Genomic DNA, 15,266 nt, shown 5'->3' on the forward strand with positions numbered 1-15,266 from the left:
AGCTGGGCGTGGGTGACCGCAGCCGCCAGAGCGTCGGTGGCGTCTGCGGGCAGTTTTTCGGCGATTCCGAGGACCAGCGAGACCATTTTAGCCACCTGATCCTTCTCGGCGCGGCCCTGCCCCACCAGGGATTTCTTGATTTCCATGGGGCTGTATTCATGGACCTCCGCCCCTGCGCGGGCGCAGCAGACCACCAGCGCGCCGCGCACGTGGGCAAGCTTGATCGTCGTCTGGGCATTCTGGTGATAGAAGGGCGTCTCGATGGCGGCCTCTGCCGGACCGTGCAGCTCGCAGATCTCCATCACCGCGTCGTGGATCTCCACCAGGCGCCCGTTGAAGTCCTTCGACTTCGGACGCACCACCCCCGCGGCGATGTGGAACTGCCGCGAACCCTCCACGCGAATCACCCCCCAACCGGTAGCCACCGAACCGGGATCGAGACCGAGAATGATGCGCGAGGGTTTCATGGGAAGAGCGTAGCACGAAACAAAAAGCGCCGCTTGCGCGGCGCTTTTTCTCGGTCAGTTTCGGGAATTTCGCTCAGCCGGCGAGTTCTTCGAGCAGGGCGTCGTCCATCTCGAAGTTGGCCCAGACGTTCTGCACGTCGTCGACGTCTTCGATGCGCTGCATGAGGTTGAGAAACTTCTTGGCGTTCTCGCCCTCGAGCTTGATCTTCGTACTGGCTTCCTTGGTGATCTCTGCAGATTCGATCTTGTAGCCCTTGGCTTCGAGGGCTTCGCGCACCTCGATGAAGTTCTCGAATCCCGTCACCACGTCCCAGGTCTCGCTGCCGTCTTCGACGTCGTCGGCGCCGGCCTCGAGCGCGGCTTCCATGATGGCGTCTTCCTCGACGCCTTCCTTGGGAATGGACACATAGCCCTTGGTCTCGAACATCCAGGCCACGCTGCCCGATTCGCCCAGGTTGCCGCCGCCCTTGTTAAAGGCCGAGCGCACGTCGGCGACGGTGCGGTTGCGGTTGTCGGTCACACACTCGACCAGCATGGCGACGCCGCCCTGGCCGTAGCCCTCGAAAGTAATTTCCTCGAATGCCACGCCCGCGATTTCACCGGTGCCGCGCTTGATGGCGCGCTCGATGTTGTCCTTGGGCATGTTCTCACCGCGCGCGGTTGCAATGGCCGTGCGCAGCCGGGGGTTCATGTCCGGATCGCCGCCACCACCGTCGCGCGCGGCGATGGTGATTTCCTTGATCAGGCGCGAGAAAATCTTGCCGCGCCGGGCGTCTTCAGCACCTTTCTTGTGCTTGATCTTGCTCCATTTATTGTGTCCCGACATGGGGATCTCCTCACTACTCAGAGGGGCGCGGCATTTGTCTGCCTGTGGCCCCGAATCAGCGGCCTGTGCCGAAGGGGGAGGTTTAGAGCCGCCGATGCCCCGATGTCAACGGGAGGGGCGTTTCAGGGCAATTCCTCGCCCTTGAACTCGCAGCAGACCAGATAGATCTCGGAGCTTTCCTTGCGGCTGGCGTCGGGCTTGTGCTGCTTGACGCGCTTGAAGCGCTTCTTGGCGTCTGCGATGAGTTCGTGAGGAGTGGCGCGAGAAAATACTTTTGCAATGAAGTGCCCGCCGGGCGCGAGCATCTGGAGCGCCGTTTCGTAGATGGCTTCCACCAGGGCGAGCTGGCGGGCCGAGTCGGCATCGCGCACACCCGAGAGTTTCGGTGAGGCGTCGCTCATCACGACCTGCACCTTCTTGTCCTCGCCGCCAAAGCCCTCGCGCACGCTTGCGATGATCTCGGGGTCGGTGATGTCGCCCTGGATCTGCTTGACGCAGGGCTCGGGGATGGGATCGACCGGATCGAGGTCCACCCCGATGACGACGCCTTCGAGCCCCACCTTGCGGGCGGCCATCTGGGTCCAGCCGCCGGGGAAATTGCCGATGTCGAGGACCTTGTCGCCGCGCCGGAACAGGTGGAACTTCTTCTCGAGCTGTTCGAGCTTGTAGGCCGCGCGAGAGCGTTCTCCCTCACGTTTGGCTTTGTGGTAGTAGGCGTCTTTTCTCTGGTAGGCCATCTGCGCTTTCCGGCCCCTGCCGGGAGCCACATCCTATCAGGCGGGGACGAAAAACAAAGGGCGCGGTCCTTCCCGGATACTGGAAGGCCCGCGCCCTCGGGCGTTTCACTCGGGACTGGATCAGTCCATTTCTTCCTTGATGGTCGCCAGGGTCAGATCGATGCCCGCACCGATCACCTTGCCGGCCACTTCCCGGTAGCGCTCGGCATCGGCCACCACCGCGTACACGCTCGAGGAGCTGCTCGTGTAGCTGTAGTAGGGGATGTAGATTTCCGTGTTGTCGGAATCGACCTTCTGCAAACTACCGAAGTTCTCGCTGGTTTCGATGTTCCGGGTCAGGTTGATCTGACCGGCCGCCGACTGGGCGCCCAGGAAACTGTCCATCTTCGTCATGTTCGCGAACTTGGTCGTGGTGTTGTGACGCAGTGTCATGACGGGCTTGCACTGGGCGGCCGCCGTGTCGGAGAAGGTACCGCCGGACTTGTAGCACTTGGCGAAGTCGATCACGAAGGTCGGAGTCACGACGATCGCCTTATCGAGATCCTTGGCCAGGTTTTGCTCGAGAATGTCGGAACGGCTGCTCAGGTTGAACGCGCCGAAGACCGAGAGCGCGCCTTCCTCACCGGGATAGGTATAGGCGGGCATGCCCTTGGGCGTGACCATTACGAACTCGCCGCCGTAGAAGTCGATGGGCTTTGCCTCGCCCTTGCTGGTGTCCTTCTCCAGCAGCTTCTTCCAGTTCTCATTGTCGGCGTATTCGGAGGGATCGATAACCTTGAAACCGAGTCCCTCCAGGCCGCTCTTGAGCTTGGCCCAGTTCTCGTCGGCGATCTGCTGGAACACCTTGTCGTCGACATTGGCCAGGTTCATCGTCACCTTCACGCTGGCGCTGTAGCCGGCCCTGTTCGTGGAGCCCTGCGCGCTGGCGGCCGCGCCCTGACGGGTGTTGAACAGGAAGCGGACCGTCGGAATCACCAGGCGGATCTCATTGTCCATCGAATCGGCGTGGGTTTCATCGAAATAGTCGCCGGCAACTTCAGCCGGATTGGCACTGGCCGCGCTGAAATTGAACTCGTCGACCACGACCTCGCCGGGGTCGCCGATCCGGCCGCCGGTCATACGGTAGAGCATGGGGCCGCAGCCCTGGATCGTCAGAAATACGAGCGCGAGCGCGCCTACCTTCAACGTTGATGAACTTTTCATGCAATTCTCCTCCCGAAATCTATCGGTCCGGGCCCTGTGCTTGCTGTTTATTGGGCTCGAACCGGGCATTGCCGGAACGATAAGGAAGGAGGGGTCCGTACAAGACGCAGGACAAGCCCGTGGGCCTGCATCCCCTCCCGCCTCGCCGGATGCCTGAGCGGCGTTTAATAGTTTCGCACCCCCTGCAGCGTCAAGACGGAATATCCGCATCTCCACCGGTGCTAGTTGCATCTAAAGGGCGCAACAAGGGCCTCCCCAGGAACATTGGATGCCCCTATCCCGGAAGCGGTTGGGCCTGCCCCCTTGATCTTCAAACAGGACCGATCTAGTCTGGTTTGAAACCGGACCAGAAAAATCCGGTTTACCAGGAGCCACCCCGCCCCTTGGCGGCGGACCCCGATGATGATGACCCTCAACTGAGATCCACCAGGAGGTCCAACCAGATGAGCGAAACACAAAAAATCCCGCAGAGCGTCGCGGTCCCGCGCGACCGCCGCATCATTCCCATCAATGCCGAAGTGCGCAGCCTGCTCGGTCTCTACCTGAGCATGTTCCGCAACTACGACGAGGCAGCCCGCGCCGTCGAAGTGTCCAAGGACACCATCGCCAAGTATTTCGAGGGCAACCCCAACATTGCCTTCTATGTCTTCCGCCGCATGGTCAACGTCATGCAGGAACGCCTGCCGGCCGAGAAGATCCAAGCCGCCATTGCCGGCACGAAGATCGACGACCTGTTCTCCATGGCGCAGGAACGCAACGGCCAGCAGATCGACAACGTGATGTACGAAATATCCGAGGGTCTGCTCAAGGTGCTCAATTTCTACACCGAGCAGTTTCCCAGCCGCGCGAAGGCCGCGCAGAAGGTCGACGTCAACCCGCGTACCTTCAAGGCCTACCTCAAGGGCGACATTCGCAGCTTCCCGCGCCGCAAGTTCGAGGCGATGATAGAAGTGCTCGAAGAGAAAGGTCATACCCAGGCGCAGGTATTGAAGCGCGCGGGTGTAAAGACCCTCGAAGAGCTCCTTTCGGCCAAGGTGCGCCTCGAAACGCTCAACCTGAGCAAGCAGGACATCATCGCCGAGATCAAGAAGCTCTTCGAGCAGGGCACGCTCAAGAACAACCTGATCGAGAAACGCCTGCGCAACGCGGCCAACCGTATTTTCGGCAACTTCGGCAACGCCGTGCGCGAGGCCATGCGCGTCCTTGAAAAGGAACTGCACGAGAAGATCGAGGCCGACATCGACAAGGCCGATTTTGCCGACGCCTTCAAGGAGATCCGCACCCTGGAGCGCTACATCCAGATCTACGCGGCCAAGGAACGCGCCATCACCCGCAGCGCGGGACCGGCGGCCAAGAAGCGCTGGAAGGACGAAGTGCTCGCCATGAGCCAGCGCAAGAACAAGTTCAAGGCGGTGGTTTTCAAGGCCCTGCGCCTGAACGAGGCCGCAGGCGTGCCCAGCGACCTGGGCACCTTCGACGAGGAGCCGATCGAATACAGCCCCGAGCAGACCTATGAGCCCGGCAACATCCTGGTCCATCCCGAATACGGGCTCGGCCACGTGCTGGAGATCAACGACGACCGTCAGGCGATCATCACCTTCGGCCCGAAGGTGGGTGAAAAAACTCTGGTCATGAGCCAGCGCCGCGGCGGACCGGAGTTCTGGGGGCGATAAGCCCGTCGCAGAGAAACCTGAGAAACCAAGGGCGCGGCCCCTCCCCGGTGGGAGAAGCCGCGCCCTTCTTCTTGCAAGTTTGATGCTGCCCGGAGGCGCTGTTATCATCGCGCGCGCCTGATGGGCCCCGTGCGGCCCGCGATCAGATTCCAAGTGGAGCGACTCACCATGAGCGAATGCCTGTTCTGCAGAATCGTCACCGGCGAAATTCCCGCCGAAAAGCTCCATGAAGACGAGCACACCATCGCCTTTCGGGACATCAACCCGCAGGCGCCCACGCACTTCCTTGTGATTCCCAAGAAACACATCGAGACGCTGCTCGACGTCACGCCCGAGGACCACGAGCTCATGGGACGCCTCGTCCACACCGCCAACACCGTTGCGAAGGCCCAGGGCGTCGACAAGGCCGGCTTTCGCGCCGTGGTCAACTGCCGCGAACAGGGCGGCCAGACCGTCTACCACCTCCACCTGCACGTGCTGGGCGGACGGTTCATGAAGTGGCCCCCCGGGTGAGCGCACCGACCCAAAGCGAACACCCACTGCAGCAGAGCGCCCCCTTCGACTTCCAGGCGAAGTCCTTTGCCCTGTTGCTGGTGGCGAACTTTGCCTTTTTCCTGAGCTTCTCGCTCTATTTCCTCATCCCGCTCTACATCAAGAAACTCGGCGGTAGTGAGTCCGACATCGGCCAGATCATGTTTGCCGGCGGCGTAGCGACCCTGATTTCAATTCCGCAGGTCGGCAGCCTGATTGACCGCTACGGGCGCAAGCGTTTTCTCATTCTCGGCGCGCTGGCCATGGTCGTCGGTAACAGTGGCTACCTGCTCGTCGATCGCGTGGGCCCGATGATCTACGCGGTGCGCGTGCTGCAGGGCGCGTCTTTTGCTTTTGCTTTCACCACGGCAGGCACCATGGCGGCCGACTTCCTCGATCCGGCCCGCCGGAGCTGGGGCCTGGGGCTCTTCGGAGTCGCGACGCTGATTACCCACGCCATCGGCCCCTCGGCCGCCGAGTGGATCGTCGATGGCTGGGGCTTTGTCCCTCTGTTTCTGACCGGCACGGCGCTGGCCCTGTTTTCTACGATCATTGCCACGCAGCTTCCCGAGCCGGCGCAGGCGCCGGTACATCCCGAGCACCATGGCGCGCCGCCGCCGAGCTACTTCACCGTCATGCGCCGCTACAACCTGACCTTTGCGACCATTCTCAATTTCACCTGCGGCGCGGGTTTCGGCTCCATCATCATGTTCCTGCCGACCTACGTGGACATTCTCCACCTGCCGAAGGTCTCTCCGTTTTTCGTGAGCTACTCGCTGGTCGCGGTATTTTTGCGTCTTACCGCGGGCAGCCTGCCCGACCGCTACGGCAAGCAGCGCTTTATCATTCCCTGCGCCATCGGTTACGTGCTCTGCGTTGCGGCAACGTCCTATCTCGATTCGACGTTCTACCTCACCATGCTCGGCGGAGCCCTCGGCGTCGCGCACGGCATGCTCTACCCGGTACTCAATGCCCTCGTCGTCGACCGGGTCGAGGGAACGGGCGCACTGGGCAAGGGCATGGGCCTGTACGTGGGCAGCTTCAACGCAGGCGTGACAATGACCAGTCTCTCGTCCGGCTACCTTGCCGAGAGTTTTGGCTACCCGGCGATGTTCAGGACATCAGCCCTTGTCACCGCAGTGGGCGCGGCGCTCTATATCTGGAACGAAGTGCGCGTGCAGCGCAGCGCCCGCATGACGGCGGCCGCGTGAGTTGGAAAACATGGACCTGATCGAAGCCACCTGCATCACCCCCGGAGGGCGCGAGGAAGAAGAAGCGCTCACCTACGAGGAGCTCTTTGAGCTGCTTGTCGAGTGTTCGCCCAATCTCGAGCACCTCGAGCGCGCACTCGCGGGCGGGGACCTGCCCGTGCATGAGATGCGCTATGTCTGGACGCCCAGCACCGAGTTTGCCGAGTGGGTCGCACCGAAGATCGCGGCCCTTCCTGGCCCCGAGCCGGCGCGTCCCTTCGATCCGGCGTTGTGCGAGGCCGTCTCATTCCCCTACTCCATCGACGAGAGCGCCGAGGGACTGGGTCACTTCGCCGCCAACCAGGGGGTCTCTTTCCACCGGAGCGATCTCGAAGAGTCCCACATCTCCGTGCGCGGCATCGGGCGCGGGAAGCTTGAGCCCTCGCTCTGGCAACACCTGCTCAGCCTGCCCGGCGGGATCGGCACCAGTTACGCGGGATTTCACCTGGGAAATATGCTCGACCAGTACCGCGAACGCCTGGCACTGGCCCGCGTCGTTGCCCTGGTCAACGAACTTCAGAAGAGTCACTACCGCCCGGCCAAGGAGATGCTCGAATACCTGCTCTATTGCAGGCCCGATCAGATCGATCTCTACTTCAGTTGCAAACGCGAGGCATAAAAAAACTCCCGCCACCTTGCGGGAGTTTTTCGTTGAAGCATCTACCGGCTACTCGGCCGGTGTGTCGGCCTCTTCCATGGCCGGAACCGGATCTGGCTCGGGCACCGGGTCGGGCAACGCCTCGATGCGCTGGCGCGCCAGATCGAACTTCGGCGCCACTTCCAGGGCGGCCTCATACTGGGCACGTGCCTTTTCAAAACGCTCGGTCAACCGATACGTCTCACCAAGGTAGTAGTGCACCAGCGCCACGTTGCGCAGGCCAATCTCCTCGTAGTAATTGTCGAAGATCCGGATATAGAGTTTCTCCGCCTCTTCGTAGTTCTTTTCCTTGAAGAGATTCTTCGCTGCTTCGAGAAGTTCCTCGGGCGTGCGCGTGTCCGGGACCTTTTCTTTGCCGAGCGTGGTCTGGGCTGCCAGCGAGCGCGCCGGCTCGCCCCCCGCCTCGCCTTCGGTCGATCCGCTCAGTCCGGGCAGAACGATCTCGTCGAGCAACTTGCGCGCCTCGGCATGATCATCGGCACGGCTCAGCACGTCCTCGAGCAGCCCCTTGGCCTCTTCGAGCTTGCCGGCATCGATGTAGACCCGTGCAAGCTGAATGGTAATCGGCGAGAATCGCCCGCGAATCTCGATCGCCTTCTTCAGGTCTTCTTCACCCGGCGGATTCGCCAGTGCCCGGATGTAGTAGGCAAAGAAATCATCACCGTTCAGTTCAAGGGCGCTTTCGGCCGATGCCGCGGCAGCCTCGAGGTCGCCCTCGCCAAGCTGACCCAGCGCCACCGCATCGATGGCAATGGGGTCGTCGGGCGAGGCACCTGCAATGGATTCAGCCTTGATTCGCAGCTCTTCGAAGTCGCCTTCGACCGCCTTGCGGAAGGTTGCCAGCGTCACAATAAGCCCCTGCAGCGCGCGCAGGGGAACCGCCTCGGCCGGCACAGCATCGATGATATTCTCCATATCCGTGATCGCTGCGGCGTAGCCCTCGGGCGTATCCTGTGAGAGACGCGCGAAGATGTTGCGCAGGTCATTGCGATTGGCATCGGGAAGCCGCGCATCGAGAAGCCGGACCGGATCCTGCGCGGTCTTTGCAACCTTCTGGGCTTTCTTGCGGCCCGAATCACCTGCCAGCTTTTCCAGCGTCGGTCGAATGGACTCAGGCATCTTGGCGATCATGTCGGGATTCCTGACAACGCCAAAGTAGAACCCGGCGCCGCCGACGAGCAGGAGCACGACAAGCGCGATCGCAATTTTTGCGCCCATTCCCATGCCGGTATCCAGGTCGAAGTCGTCGTCAGGCAGTTCAAAGCCGATTGGCTCGGCCGCTCCCTTGCGAGCGCCGGCCGGGGCTCCCGGCGGCGGGGGCGGAGCCGGAGCCGCTGCCGCAGCGGCGGTACGCTCGGCATGGGCGGCATGAGCCTTGGCCACGGCTTCGGGCTCGGGCGGCCCCTCGTAGGGGACCTTGAGCATCTCGGCGATAATCTGGAAATTACCCGGCGGGATCCAGTCCCCGCCGTTCAACGAATACAGATCCTGCGCGCCCACGCGCTCGGCCTTGATCCAGGACTCGATCGTTCCAATGTCAGCCGGGCCGTAAACCAGCCCCAACCCGCTCTTCTTCACGCGCCAGTCGCCCTCGCCGGTAAAGCCGCCGGCATCGGGTTCGCCGCCTGCCGCCGGAGCGGGCGGAGGCGGCGGGGCTGCGGGAGCAGGTGGCGGCGGCGGAGCCGCCGGCTTGGGCGCAGCCGGCTGAGGTGCAGCGGGCTGCGGCGTACCGGCCATGGGTTTGTCAAAGAAATCGCCCACATCGGTCGGCACCCCAACGGGCGCGTGTTCGGCGGCCTCGACTTCTTCCTCGGCCGCGCTGTGGACGTGATCGGGCATACCGGCGTCCAGCGCGATGGGTTCGTCCTCACTACCCATGCGAGAGGCCGTCCGCGAGGTAATCGCCGCCGGATTGCTGGGCGCCGCGGCCGGAGCAGGCGCGGGTTCGGGCGCCTTCTTGCGCACCACGAATACGTGGGAGCACGAAGGACAGCGCACCTTGATGCCTGCGTCGGCGATTTTTGTCGGATCCAAGTTGTACTGCGCGCCGCAGCTAGGACACTTAACCTTCATCGAACGTCCCTGTTCCTTTGCCCTGATTCATTAACGCAGCCGACGGGCTTCACCGACACCGCTGGCTGATGAGATCCTGTACTTCCTGTTTACGATATTCGTTGAGCCCCTTGCATGCGTCGGCGCCCTTCCACGCAACGCAGGCCTTGCGCGAGTCGCCCGCGTAATCAAAGGCGTTGCCCAGTTCCATGCGCGCTTCGCACAGGGTCGGGTCCGATTTCACCGCACGGGTGCACTTGGCCGCTGCCTGCGCATACTCACGACGGTCCATGTAGATCTGGCAAATGCGGAAGTTGGCCTCGGCATGGTTGAGGTCGATGCGAATGATGTCGTTGAAGGTCTCGAGCGCCTTCTTGGCATTGCCGGCTTCCTTGTAGATCAGCCCCAGTTCCAGATTGGCCGGAATGTAGCGCGGGTTGATTTCCAGGACCTTTTCAAACTCCTGCTTGGCACGCGGGGTGTTGCCCGCCTCACGGAGCACCTGCCCCAGGGCGAAGTGCGGATCGAGATAGTCGTCCTTGAGCGCAATCGCCTTTTCAAACTGGTTCTGCGCCTCACCAAGCTTGTTCGTGCGGCGCAACGCGACACCGTACCAGTAGTGGTATTCCGGATTGCGTCCGCCCGCACTCGGGTCCTCGCCGTCATAGAAGACCGCGCGGCTGAGTTCGGTCTCCGCCGCTTCATTCTCGTTCTTGTCCAGATAGTTGCGCCCGAACCAGTAGCGGCCCGCCGCGAAGGCGGCGCGGATCTCGCGAAGTTGCTTGAAGTGCTCCTCGGCACCCTTGTAGTCGCGGACGCCGCGCTTGGCACGGGCCAGGTCGAGCAGAATGTTCACGCTGCGCGGATTGGATTCCAGTGCCTGCGAGAGATACTGGATCGCCTTCTTGTAGTCCTTCTGCTGGAAATAGAGCTGACCGAGCTGCACCTTGGCGTCGATGCTCTCGGGCGCCAGTTCCACCGAGCGCTGGGTATACCGGGTGGCTTCCTTGAGTTCGCCGAGTTCGGCGTAGATCTCACCCACGGTCAGGTAGATCGAGAAGTTGTTCTCATCGAGCTTGATCGCGCGCAGGAAATTATTGATCGCCTCGGACTTGTTACCCTGCGCGGCCATCATGCGGCCGGTCTCGGCATAGGCCAGCGCATTCTCCGGATCGCGGGCAATGACGGTATCGAATTCCTTCTGGGCGTCCGAATACTGCTCTTTCTTGGCCAGCACCTTGCCCATCTCCAGATGCGCATCGACGCTGCTGGGATCGAGCTCAAGCGCTTTCCGAATGGCCGACTCGGCCTCTTCGAGATCGCCCAGGTAGAGTTTGGTCATACCGTAACGCAGGTGCCCGAGCATGTAGCCCGGGTCGGCCTGGCGGGCCTTCTTATATTCGATGAGCGCCTCGGCGAAGAACTCGGTCTTGTAGAGGGTATCGCCGCGCACCACTGCCACGTCGGCCCGGCCGCTTTGCGCGGACTCGGCTTCCTTGAGCCGATCCATCGCGTCGTTGGTGCGTCCCTCGCCCAGGGCGACGCGCGCTTCAAGCACCTTGAACATGGCCTTGAGGGCCGGGACTTTCGCCAGTGTCTCCGATTCACCGATCTTGGCAAGAGCTTCGTTGGCTTCCTGTGCGCGACCGAGCTGCAGCAGCAGCTGCGCCTTTCGCATGCGCGGGAGCACGTTGCCCGGACGCGAATCGATGGCCTTCTGATAGACCTGCAATGCGGCGTCGTATTGTTCCTTGCGTTCGAAGAATTCGCCGATGCTCAGCAGCGCGGCCTGGTCTTCAGGCTCGGCGCTACGCGCGGCCTTGAGCTCGCCCACGGCCGCGTCATAGTCGACGCGGTCCATCATGATCGCCTGGGCCAGCGCGACGCGGGCCTCGACGTTGTTCTCGGCGGCGGCGACCGCCGCCTTCGCGAATTCAACCGCCTTGGCGGCGTCGCCTTTCGCCCGATAGGCGTGAGAGGACGCAATGTTCCCCTCAACCAGATTGGGGTTGGTCGCACGCACCAGATCGGAGAGTGCGACGGCACGGGTGACGCGCTGGGGCTCACCCAGAAGCAACGCCCACTCGGCCTGCAGCCAGGCCAGCCCCGCAAGCGCGCGGTGATTGGCCGGATTCTTCTGAATGGCGGTGAGGAAAGCTGTCTCGGCGGCGGGGAACTCACTCACGGAGTATCGGTCGAGAACTGCCATACCTTTCTGGAGTTCCTGTTCGCTGAGCGTGGCGCGCTCTCCGGTGCCGCTGCGATTGGATTTCACCAGCTCGGTGATCTTCGCATCAGTGAGCTCGGTGAGCGGAATCTCGCGGATGCTGGTCCACCAGTACCACCCGCCTCCGGCGCCCACGGCCAGCACCACCAGCACAACTGCGACAATGACCAGCAATTTCGACTTGCTGCCACCGCCGCCGGCGACCTTGCCGCCACCGAATTCATCATCGGTGAAGGTAATCGATCCATCCATGCCCGGCACTGCCGCAACGGATGCGTCGGCCAGGATCTGGTCGAGGTTCACGCTGCCGGGATCGCTGAGCGCGGTGATGACCGAGGTCGAGACCCACGGGCCGTCGTTGCGCGAGATCTCTTCCTGCCCCGTGAACTTGCCGTTGGTGGCAAACTCGCGAACGGCTTCAATCGTGAAGGGTCCGGCCACCTGGCCGCGCGCATTCTTGAGCCGGAAGCTCGAATTGCTGCCCGTGTCCATGCCGAAGAAACCGTCATCGGCCCCGCCACCGGCCTGCGCTTCGATCTGCGCGTCCATACGGTCGAGGTCGTCGAGATCGTCACCGCCGGTATCCAGGCCGCTTCCCGAATCCCCCTCGGAACCGAAGTCGAAGTCACCGTCGCCGCTGCTGGCCCCGGCGAAGTCACCGCCAGCGTCGCCGCCGCCGAGATCGAACTCATCGCCGCCACCCGCGTCCGGAGCGGGGGGAGGCGGCGGGGGCGGAGCGCTGCCACTGAGATCCACGTCACCGAAGGCGAAGGGATCGTCGCCGCCGGCATCACCGGCAGGAGGCGGAGGCGGTGGCGGTGCCGCGGCGGGCTCGCCAAAATCGAAGGGATCTTCCCCCCCACCTGCAGGCGGCTCGGCAGCCGGCGGTGGAGGAGGCGGCGCGGCAGGCGCGTCGCCAAAATCGGGAATGTCCGCATCCGCCGAGGGGGGCGGAGGCGGCGCATTCAGATCGACGTCACCGAAATCGAAGGGGTCTCCCCCGCCGCCACCGGCGTCGGGAGCATCCATCGCTGAAAAGGGATCCCCACCGGCAGGCTCGCCTCCAGCGTCGGGAGGCGAGCCGAAGTCGGGCGCGCCCTGATCCATGGTCTCCGGCGGCGGTGGAGGCGCCGAAGCGCCGGCGTCGGCGCCCAGCCCCTGGGCGGCAGTGGGATCGACAACGATCACAGCACCGCACTTCTGACACTTCACGCCAAATTTCTTGGTTTTGCCTTCAACTTTGGCGTCGTCGAGCTGGTATTTGGCCTGACACGACTGGCACTCGATTTTCATAAGTCCCGACCCTGCTGCCACTGCTCCGAACCCTTGGGATTCGGAGCGAATGTAGTGAAATCAATGGCTTTTGTAGCACTCAGCCCCGAGGGCACGCAAGGAACCTTACACTTTGGAGGCCGGGGCGGCTACTGAGGGGAAAAGTGGGACAAATAAGCCTTACTGCAGCGCTGGACGCTGAATTTCGAACTCGCGGAAGACGATGTCCCGGGATGCGTTCACGGCCCAGACCAGGGCCTCGTCCTCCCCGGTGCGGCGCGCCGCGATGATCTGAAAATCCAGTGCTCCGGTGCCCGGGCTGGCCGAAGGCGCCCCCGGTCCGGAGAAGCTCAGCGGGGTAATTTTAGGCATTTCCGAGTCCTGGCCGTGGATGACGATCATATCGGAGAGATAGAGCGAGAATTCTCGAAGCTCGGCGCGCTCAAGCACCTCGGGGCCCCAGGCCTGAAACGCGCTCTCGACCGCCCTGCCCTGCACGGCGTCCATGCGGATCCGGTCCACCAGATAGTAGAGGGAATTGCGCACCTGCATGTGGACCGAGCTCTGGGGATTCCAGCGCGTGGCGCGCCAGACGCAGACGCGGAACCCGACGATCAGCACCAGCGTGACCGCCCAGATCGCCAGGCCGATGCGCACGCCGCGACGCTGAAACAGCGGCGCGGGCGCCGTCACGTTCGCAGGTTCAACAGGTTTTTCGGAGTCTTCGCTCACGAGAGGTTCCCCGAGTTTTCGTGCTGGAGGGAACTATACACGGCAGAAGGCGTGCGAGACAGAGATACGGCTCACGTTCCGAATTTGGCCAGCAGCTCGCTCACCTGCCAGAGGCGAAGGGCGCTGGCCGGGCGCTCGCCCCCTGTCTTGCGGTTCCAGGTCCCGGCGACCAGCGAGCGTCCGTCAGGTGAAAAGGACAGCGCGTAGATCTCATGGGGCAGCTCTTCGACGACCAGCGCCTGATGACCGGTGGCACCGTACCAAAGGCGCAGCGTCCGGTCAGCCCCTGCCGAGGCCAGCAGGTCCCCATCGGGCGAGAAGGCCAGGCAGGTCACCGCATCGGAATGCCCCTGCAAAATGGCGTGGCGCTCTCCGGTGCGGGTGTCCCACATGCGAATGTTGTAGTCGCTGCCCGCCGAGGCCAGCAGGTGGGCCCCCGGCGACCAGGCCAGCGACTCGACGATGCCCCAGTGCCCGCGAATATCGAAACGCTCGTGCCCTCTCTTGCCGAGCTCCCACACGTGCAGGTGCCCGTCTTCGGCGCCGGCGGCAAGCAGGCGGCCCTCTTCAGCAAAGGCGACCGAATAGACATGGCCGATGCTCGCGGCATTGGCGCCGGGCAGTTCAGTCAGCCGCTCACCAGTGTGCGCGTTCCACACCCGCACACGCTGGTCCTGCCCGCCCGAGGCGATTTGCTCGCCCCCGGGAGAGAAGTCGATGTCATAGACACGTCCGAAGTGCGCCCAGATGCGCAGCAGTTCCCTGCCGTCGGAGATGTTCCACAGGCGCACCGTCCCATCGTGACCGGCAGAGGCAACGGCCCGCCCGTCTCGCGAGAAACGCACGGCGGAGATCCGGCTCGAATGGCCGCGCATGAACCGCAGTTCCTTGTGACGCTCGACGTCCCACAGACGCACTTCACCCACGCCGGTGATCTCGTCGTTACTCGCGGTAACCAGCAGCCTTCCGTTGGGGGAGAAGCAGATGGAACTGACCTGGTGGGTGTGCCGCGCCAGCTCGCGCGAATGCTCATCTTCGTGCGCGTCGTAGGAAACGACGCCGGTCGGGGCAGCAGGGTTGTGCAGGGGTTCGGACATGGGCGGGGAAGTGTTTCCTCAAATGATGCGACTCGCCCGCCGCTCTCTTGCGACAGGCGCGCCCCGGAGTCCCCGCCGGGTATGCTTCTTCTAGTCTGACTGCGCGAGCCAGCGCAAACAACCAGTTTCTTCGAGCACCTTGTCCAGTGCGGCGCTACGGGTGGCGGCATATTTCTCGCGAATCACACCCAGACTGCGCGCATGGTATTTCTGGGTCTGCTGGGTAAACGGCTTTCCAGAGAGCTCCACGCTGAATTCCTTCTCACCGGTTGCGAGCGCGCGGGCGTTGGCATCCGACCAGGGAAGAAACAGCCCGGCCACCTGCTCGCAGAGAACCGGCTTGAGAGTCGGAAGCAGCGCATCCAGACTCTCGAACTCCCCTTCGGCTTTGGGGTCGAGCATGCGGCCCACCCACGCGGCTACCCTGGGCGCGCGCTCTTTCATCAGGGCCCCGGGGGTGGGATCGCTCCAGAGTTCATAGAGCTGCCCCCAGAGCCCCAGATCCGCGAACGAGGGACGCGCGCCCAGCACATAGGGGCGG

The 15,266-nt window shown here is 63.1% G+C and carries 13 protein-coding genes; 4 read left to right on the forward strand and 9 right to left on the reverse strand.

What is annotated here, in order from left to right:
* The 4 genes from ruvC to KDH09_20185 form a co-directional block, all read right to left on the reverse strand.
* On the reverse strand, positions 1 to 467 hold a 467-nt coding region (gene ruvC, locus KDH09_20170; protein ID MCB0222025.1), incomplete at its 3' end, for a crossover junction endodeoxyribonuclease RuvC.
* Positions 468 to 540: 73 nt separating this feature from the next.
* The gene (locus KDH09_20175) at positions 541 to 1,293 is read right to left on the reverse strand and encodes a YebC/PmpR family DNA-binding transcriptional regulator (protein ID MCB0222026.1); all 753 of its coding nucleotides are present in this window, start codon (positions 1,291 to 1,293) and stop codon (positions 541 to 543) included.
* Positions 1,294 to 1,415: 122 nt separating this feature from the next.
* Positions 1,416 to 2,030 carry an RlmE family RNA methyltransferase gene (locus tag KDH09_20180; GenBank protein MCB0222027.1) on the reverse strand — a complete coding sequence of 205 codons (615 nt, stop codon included), beginning with the start codon at positions 2,028 to 2,030 and terminating at the stop codon, positions 1,416 to 1,418.
* Between the two features lie 120 nt (positions 2,031 to 2,150).
* The gene (locus KDH09_20185) at positions 2,151 to 3,233 is read right to left on the reverse strand and encodes a hypothetical protein (GenBank protein MCB0222028.1); all 1,083 of its coding nucleotides are present in this window, start codon (positions 3,231 to 3,233) and stop codon (positions 2,151 to 2,153) included.
* Positions 3,234 to 3,676: 443 nt separating this feature from the next.
* Between KDH09_20185 and KDH09_20190 the strand changes: the two genes are divergently transcribed.
* The 4 genes from KDH09_20190 (at position 3,677) to KDH09_20205 (ending at position 7,306) form a co-directional block, all read left to right on the forward strand.
* Positions 3,677 to 4,906 carry a hypothetical protein gene (locus tag KDH09_20190; GenBank protein MCB0222029.1) on the forward strand — a complete coding sequence of 410 codons (1,230 nt, stop codon included), beginning with the start codon at positions 3,677 to 3,679 and terminating at the stop codon, positions 4,904 to 4,906.
* A 168-nt stretch (positions 4,907 to 5,074) separates the two neighbouring features.
* Positions 5,075 to 5,419, forward strand: a complete 345-nt coding sequence (locus KDH09_20195; GenBank protein ID MCB0222030.1) for a histidine triad nucleotide-binding protein — start codon at positions 5,075 to 5,077, stop codon at positions 5,417 to 5,419.
* A complete protein-coding gene (locus tag KDH09_20200; protein MCB0222031.1) occupies positions 5,416 to 6,648 on the forward strand; it encodes an MFS transporter in 1,233 nt (410 codons plus the stop codon). Before KDH09_20195 ends, KDH09_20200 begins: the two co-directional genes overlap by 4 nt.
* Before the next feature lie 10 nt (positions 6,649 to 6,658).
* A complete protein-coding gene (locus KDH09_20205; GenBank protein ID MCB0222032.1) occupies positions 6,659 to 7,306 on the forward strand; it encodes a hypothetical protein in 648 nt (215 codons plus the stop codon).
* Positions 7,307 to 7,354: 48 nt separating this feature from the next.
* On the opposite strand, the gene KDH09_20210 is transcribed toward KDH09_20205, so the two are convergent.
* The 5 genes from KDH09_20210 to KDH09_20230 all read right to left on the reverse strand — a co-directional run.
* Positions 7,355 to 9,418 carry a zinc-ribbon domain-containing protein gene (locus tag KDH09_20210; GenBank protein MCB0222033.1) on the reverse strand — a complete coding sequence of 688 codons (2,064 nt, stop codon included), beginning with the start codon at positions 9,416 to 9,418 and terminating at the stop codon, positions 7,355 to 7,357.
* Between the two features lie 49 nt (positions 9,419 to 9,467).
* Complete coding sequence (locus tag KDH09_20215) at positions 9,468 to 12,917, reverse strand: zinc-ribbon domain-containing protein (GenBank protein MCB0222034.1); 3,450 nt, start codon at positions 12,915 to 12,917, stop codon at positions 9,468 to 9,470.
* A 159-nt stretch (positions 12,918 to 13,076) separates the two neighbouring features.
* Positions 13,077 to 13,628 carry a hypothetical protein gene (locus tag KDH09_20220; GenBank protein MCB0222035.1) on the reverse strand — a complete coding sequence of 184 codons (552 nt, stop codon included), beginning with the start codon at positions 13,626 to 13,628 and terminating at the stop codon, positions 13,077 to 13,079.
* Between the two features lie 71 nt (positions 13,629 to 13,699).
* Positions 13,700 to 14,725 (reverse strand): WD40 repeat domain-containing protein, encoded by a 1,026-nt coding sequence (locus KDH09_20225; protein ID MCB0222036.1) that lies wholly within the window; start codon positions 14,723 to 14,725, stop codon positions 13,700 to 13,702.
* Positions 14,726 to 14,815: 90 nt separating this feature from the next.
* Positions 14,816 to 15,266 (reverse strand): glutathione S-transferase C-terminal domain-containing protein (locus tag KDH09_20230; GenBank protein ID MCB0222037.1); only part of this gene is annotated, 451 nt, incomplete at its 5' end.

It is taken from the genome of Chrysiogenia bacterium, assembly GCA_020434085.1.
Classification (GTDB): Bacteria; JAGRBM01; JAGRBM01; order JAGRBM01; family JAGRBM01; genus JAGRBM01.

What these genes read in the sequence shown, in the direction of transcription:
- KDH09_20175 (MCB0222026.1), bottom strand. Translation starts at nt 1,293, where the DNA reads ATGTCGGGACACAATAAATGGAGCAAGATCAAGCACAAGAAAGGTGCT.
- KDH09_20180 (MCB0222027.1), bottom strand. Translation starts at nt 2,030, where the DNA reads ATGGCCTACCAGAGAAAAGACGCCTACTACCACAAAGCCAAACGTGAG.
- KDH09_20185 (MCB0222028.1), bottom strand. Translation starts at nt 3,233, where the DNA reads ATGAAAAGTTCATCAACGTTGAAGGTAGGCGCGCTCGCGCTCGTATTT.
- KDH09_20190 (MCB0222029.1), top strand. Translation starts at nt 3,677, where the DNA reads ATGAGCGAAACACAAAAAATCCCGCAGAGCGTCGCGGTCCCGCGCGAC.
- KDH09_20195 (MCB0222030.1), top strand. Translation starts at nt 5,075, where the DNA reads ATGAGCGAATGCCTGTTCTGCAGAATCGTCACCGGCGAAATTCCCGCC.
- KDH09_20205 (MCB0222032.1), top strand. Translation starts at nt 6,659, where the DNA reads ATGGACCTGATCGAAGCCACCTGCATCACCCCCGGAGGGCGCGAGGAA.
- KDH09_20210 (MCB0222033.1), bottom strand. Translation starts at nt 9,418, where the DNA reads ATGAAGGTTAAGTGTCCTAGCTGCGGCGCGCAGTACAACTTGGATCCG.
- KDH09_20215 (MCB0222034.1), bottom strand. Translation starts at nt 12,917, where the DNA reads ATGAAAATCGAGTGCCAGTCGTGTCAGGCCAAATACCAGCTCGACGAC.
- KDH09_20225 (MCB0222036.1), bottom strand. Translation starts at nt 14,725, where the DNA reads ATGTCCGAACCCCTGCACAACCCTGCTGCCCCGACCGGCGTCGTTTCC.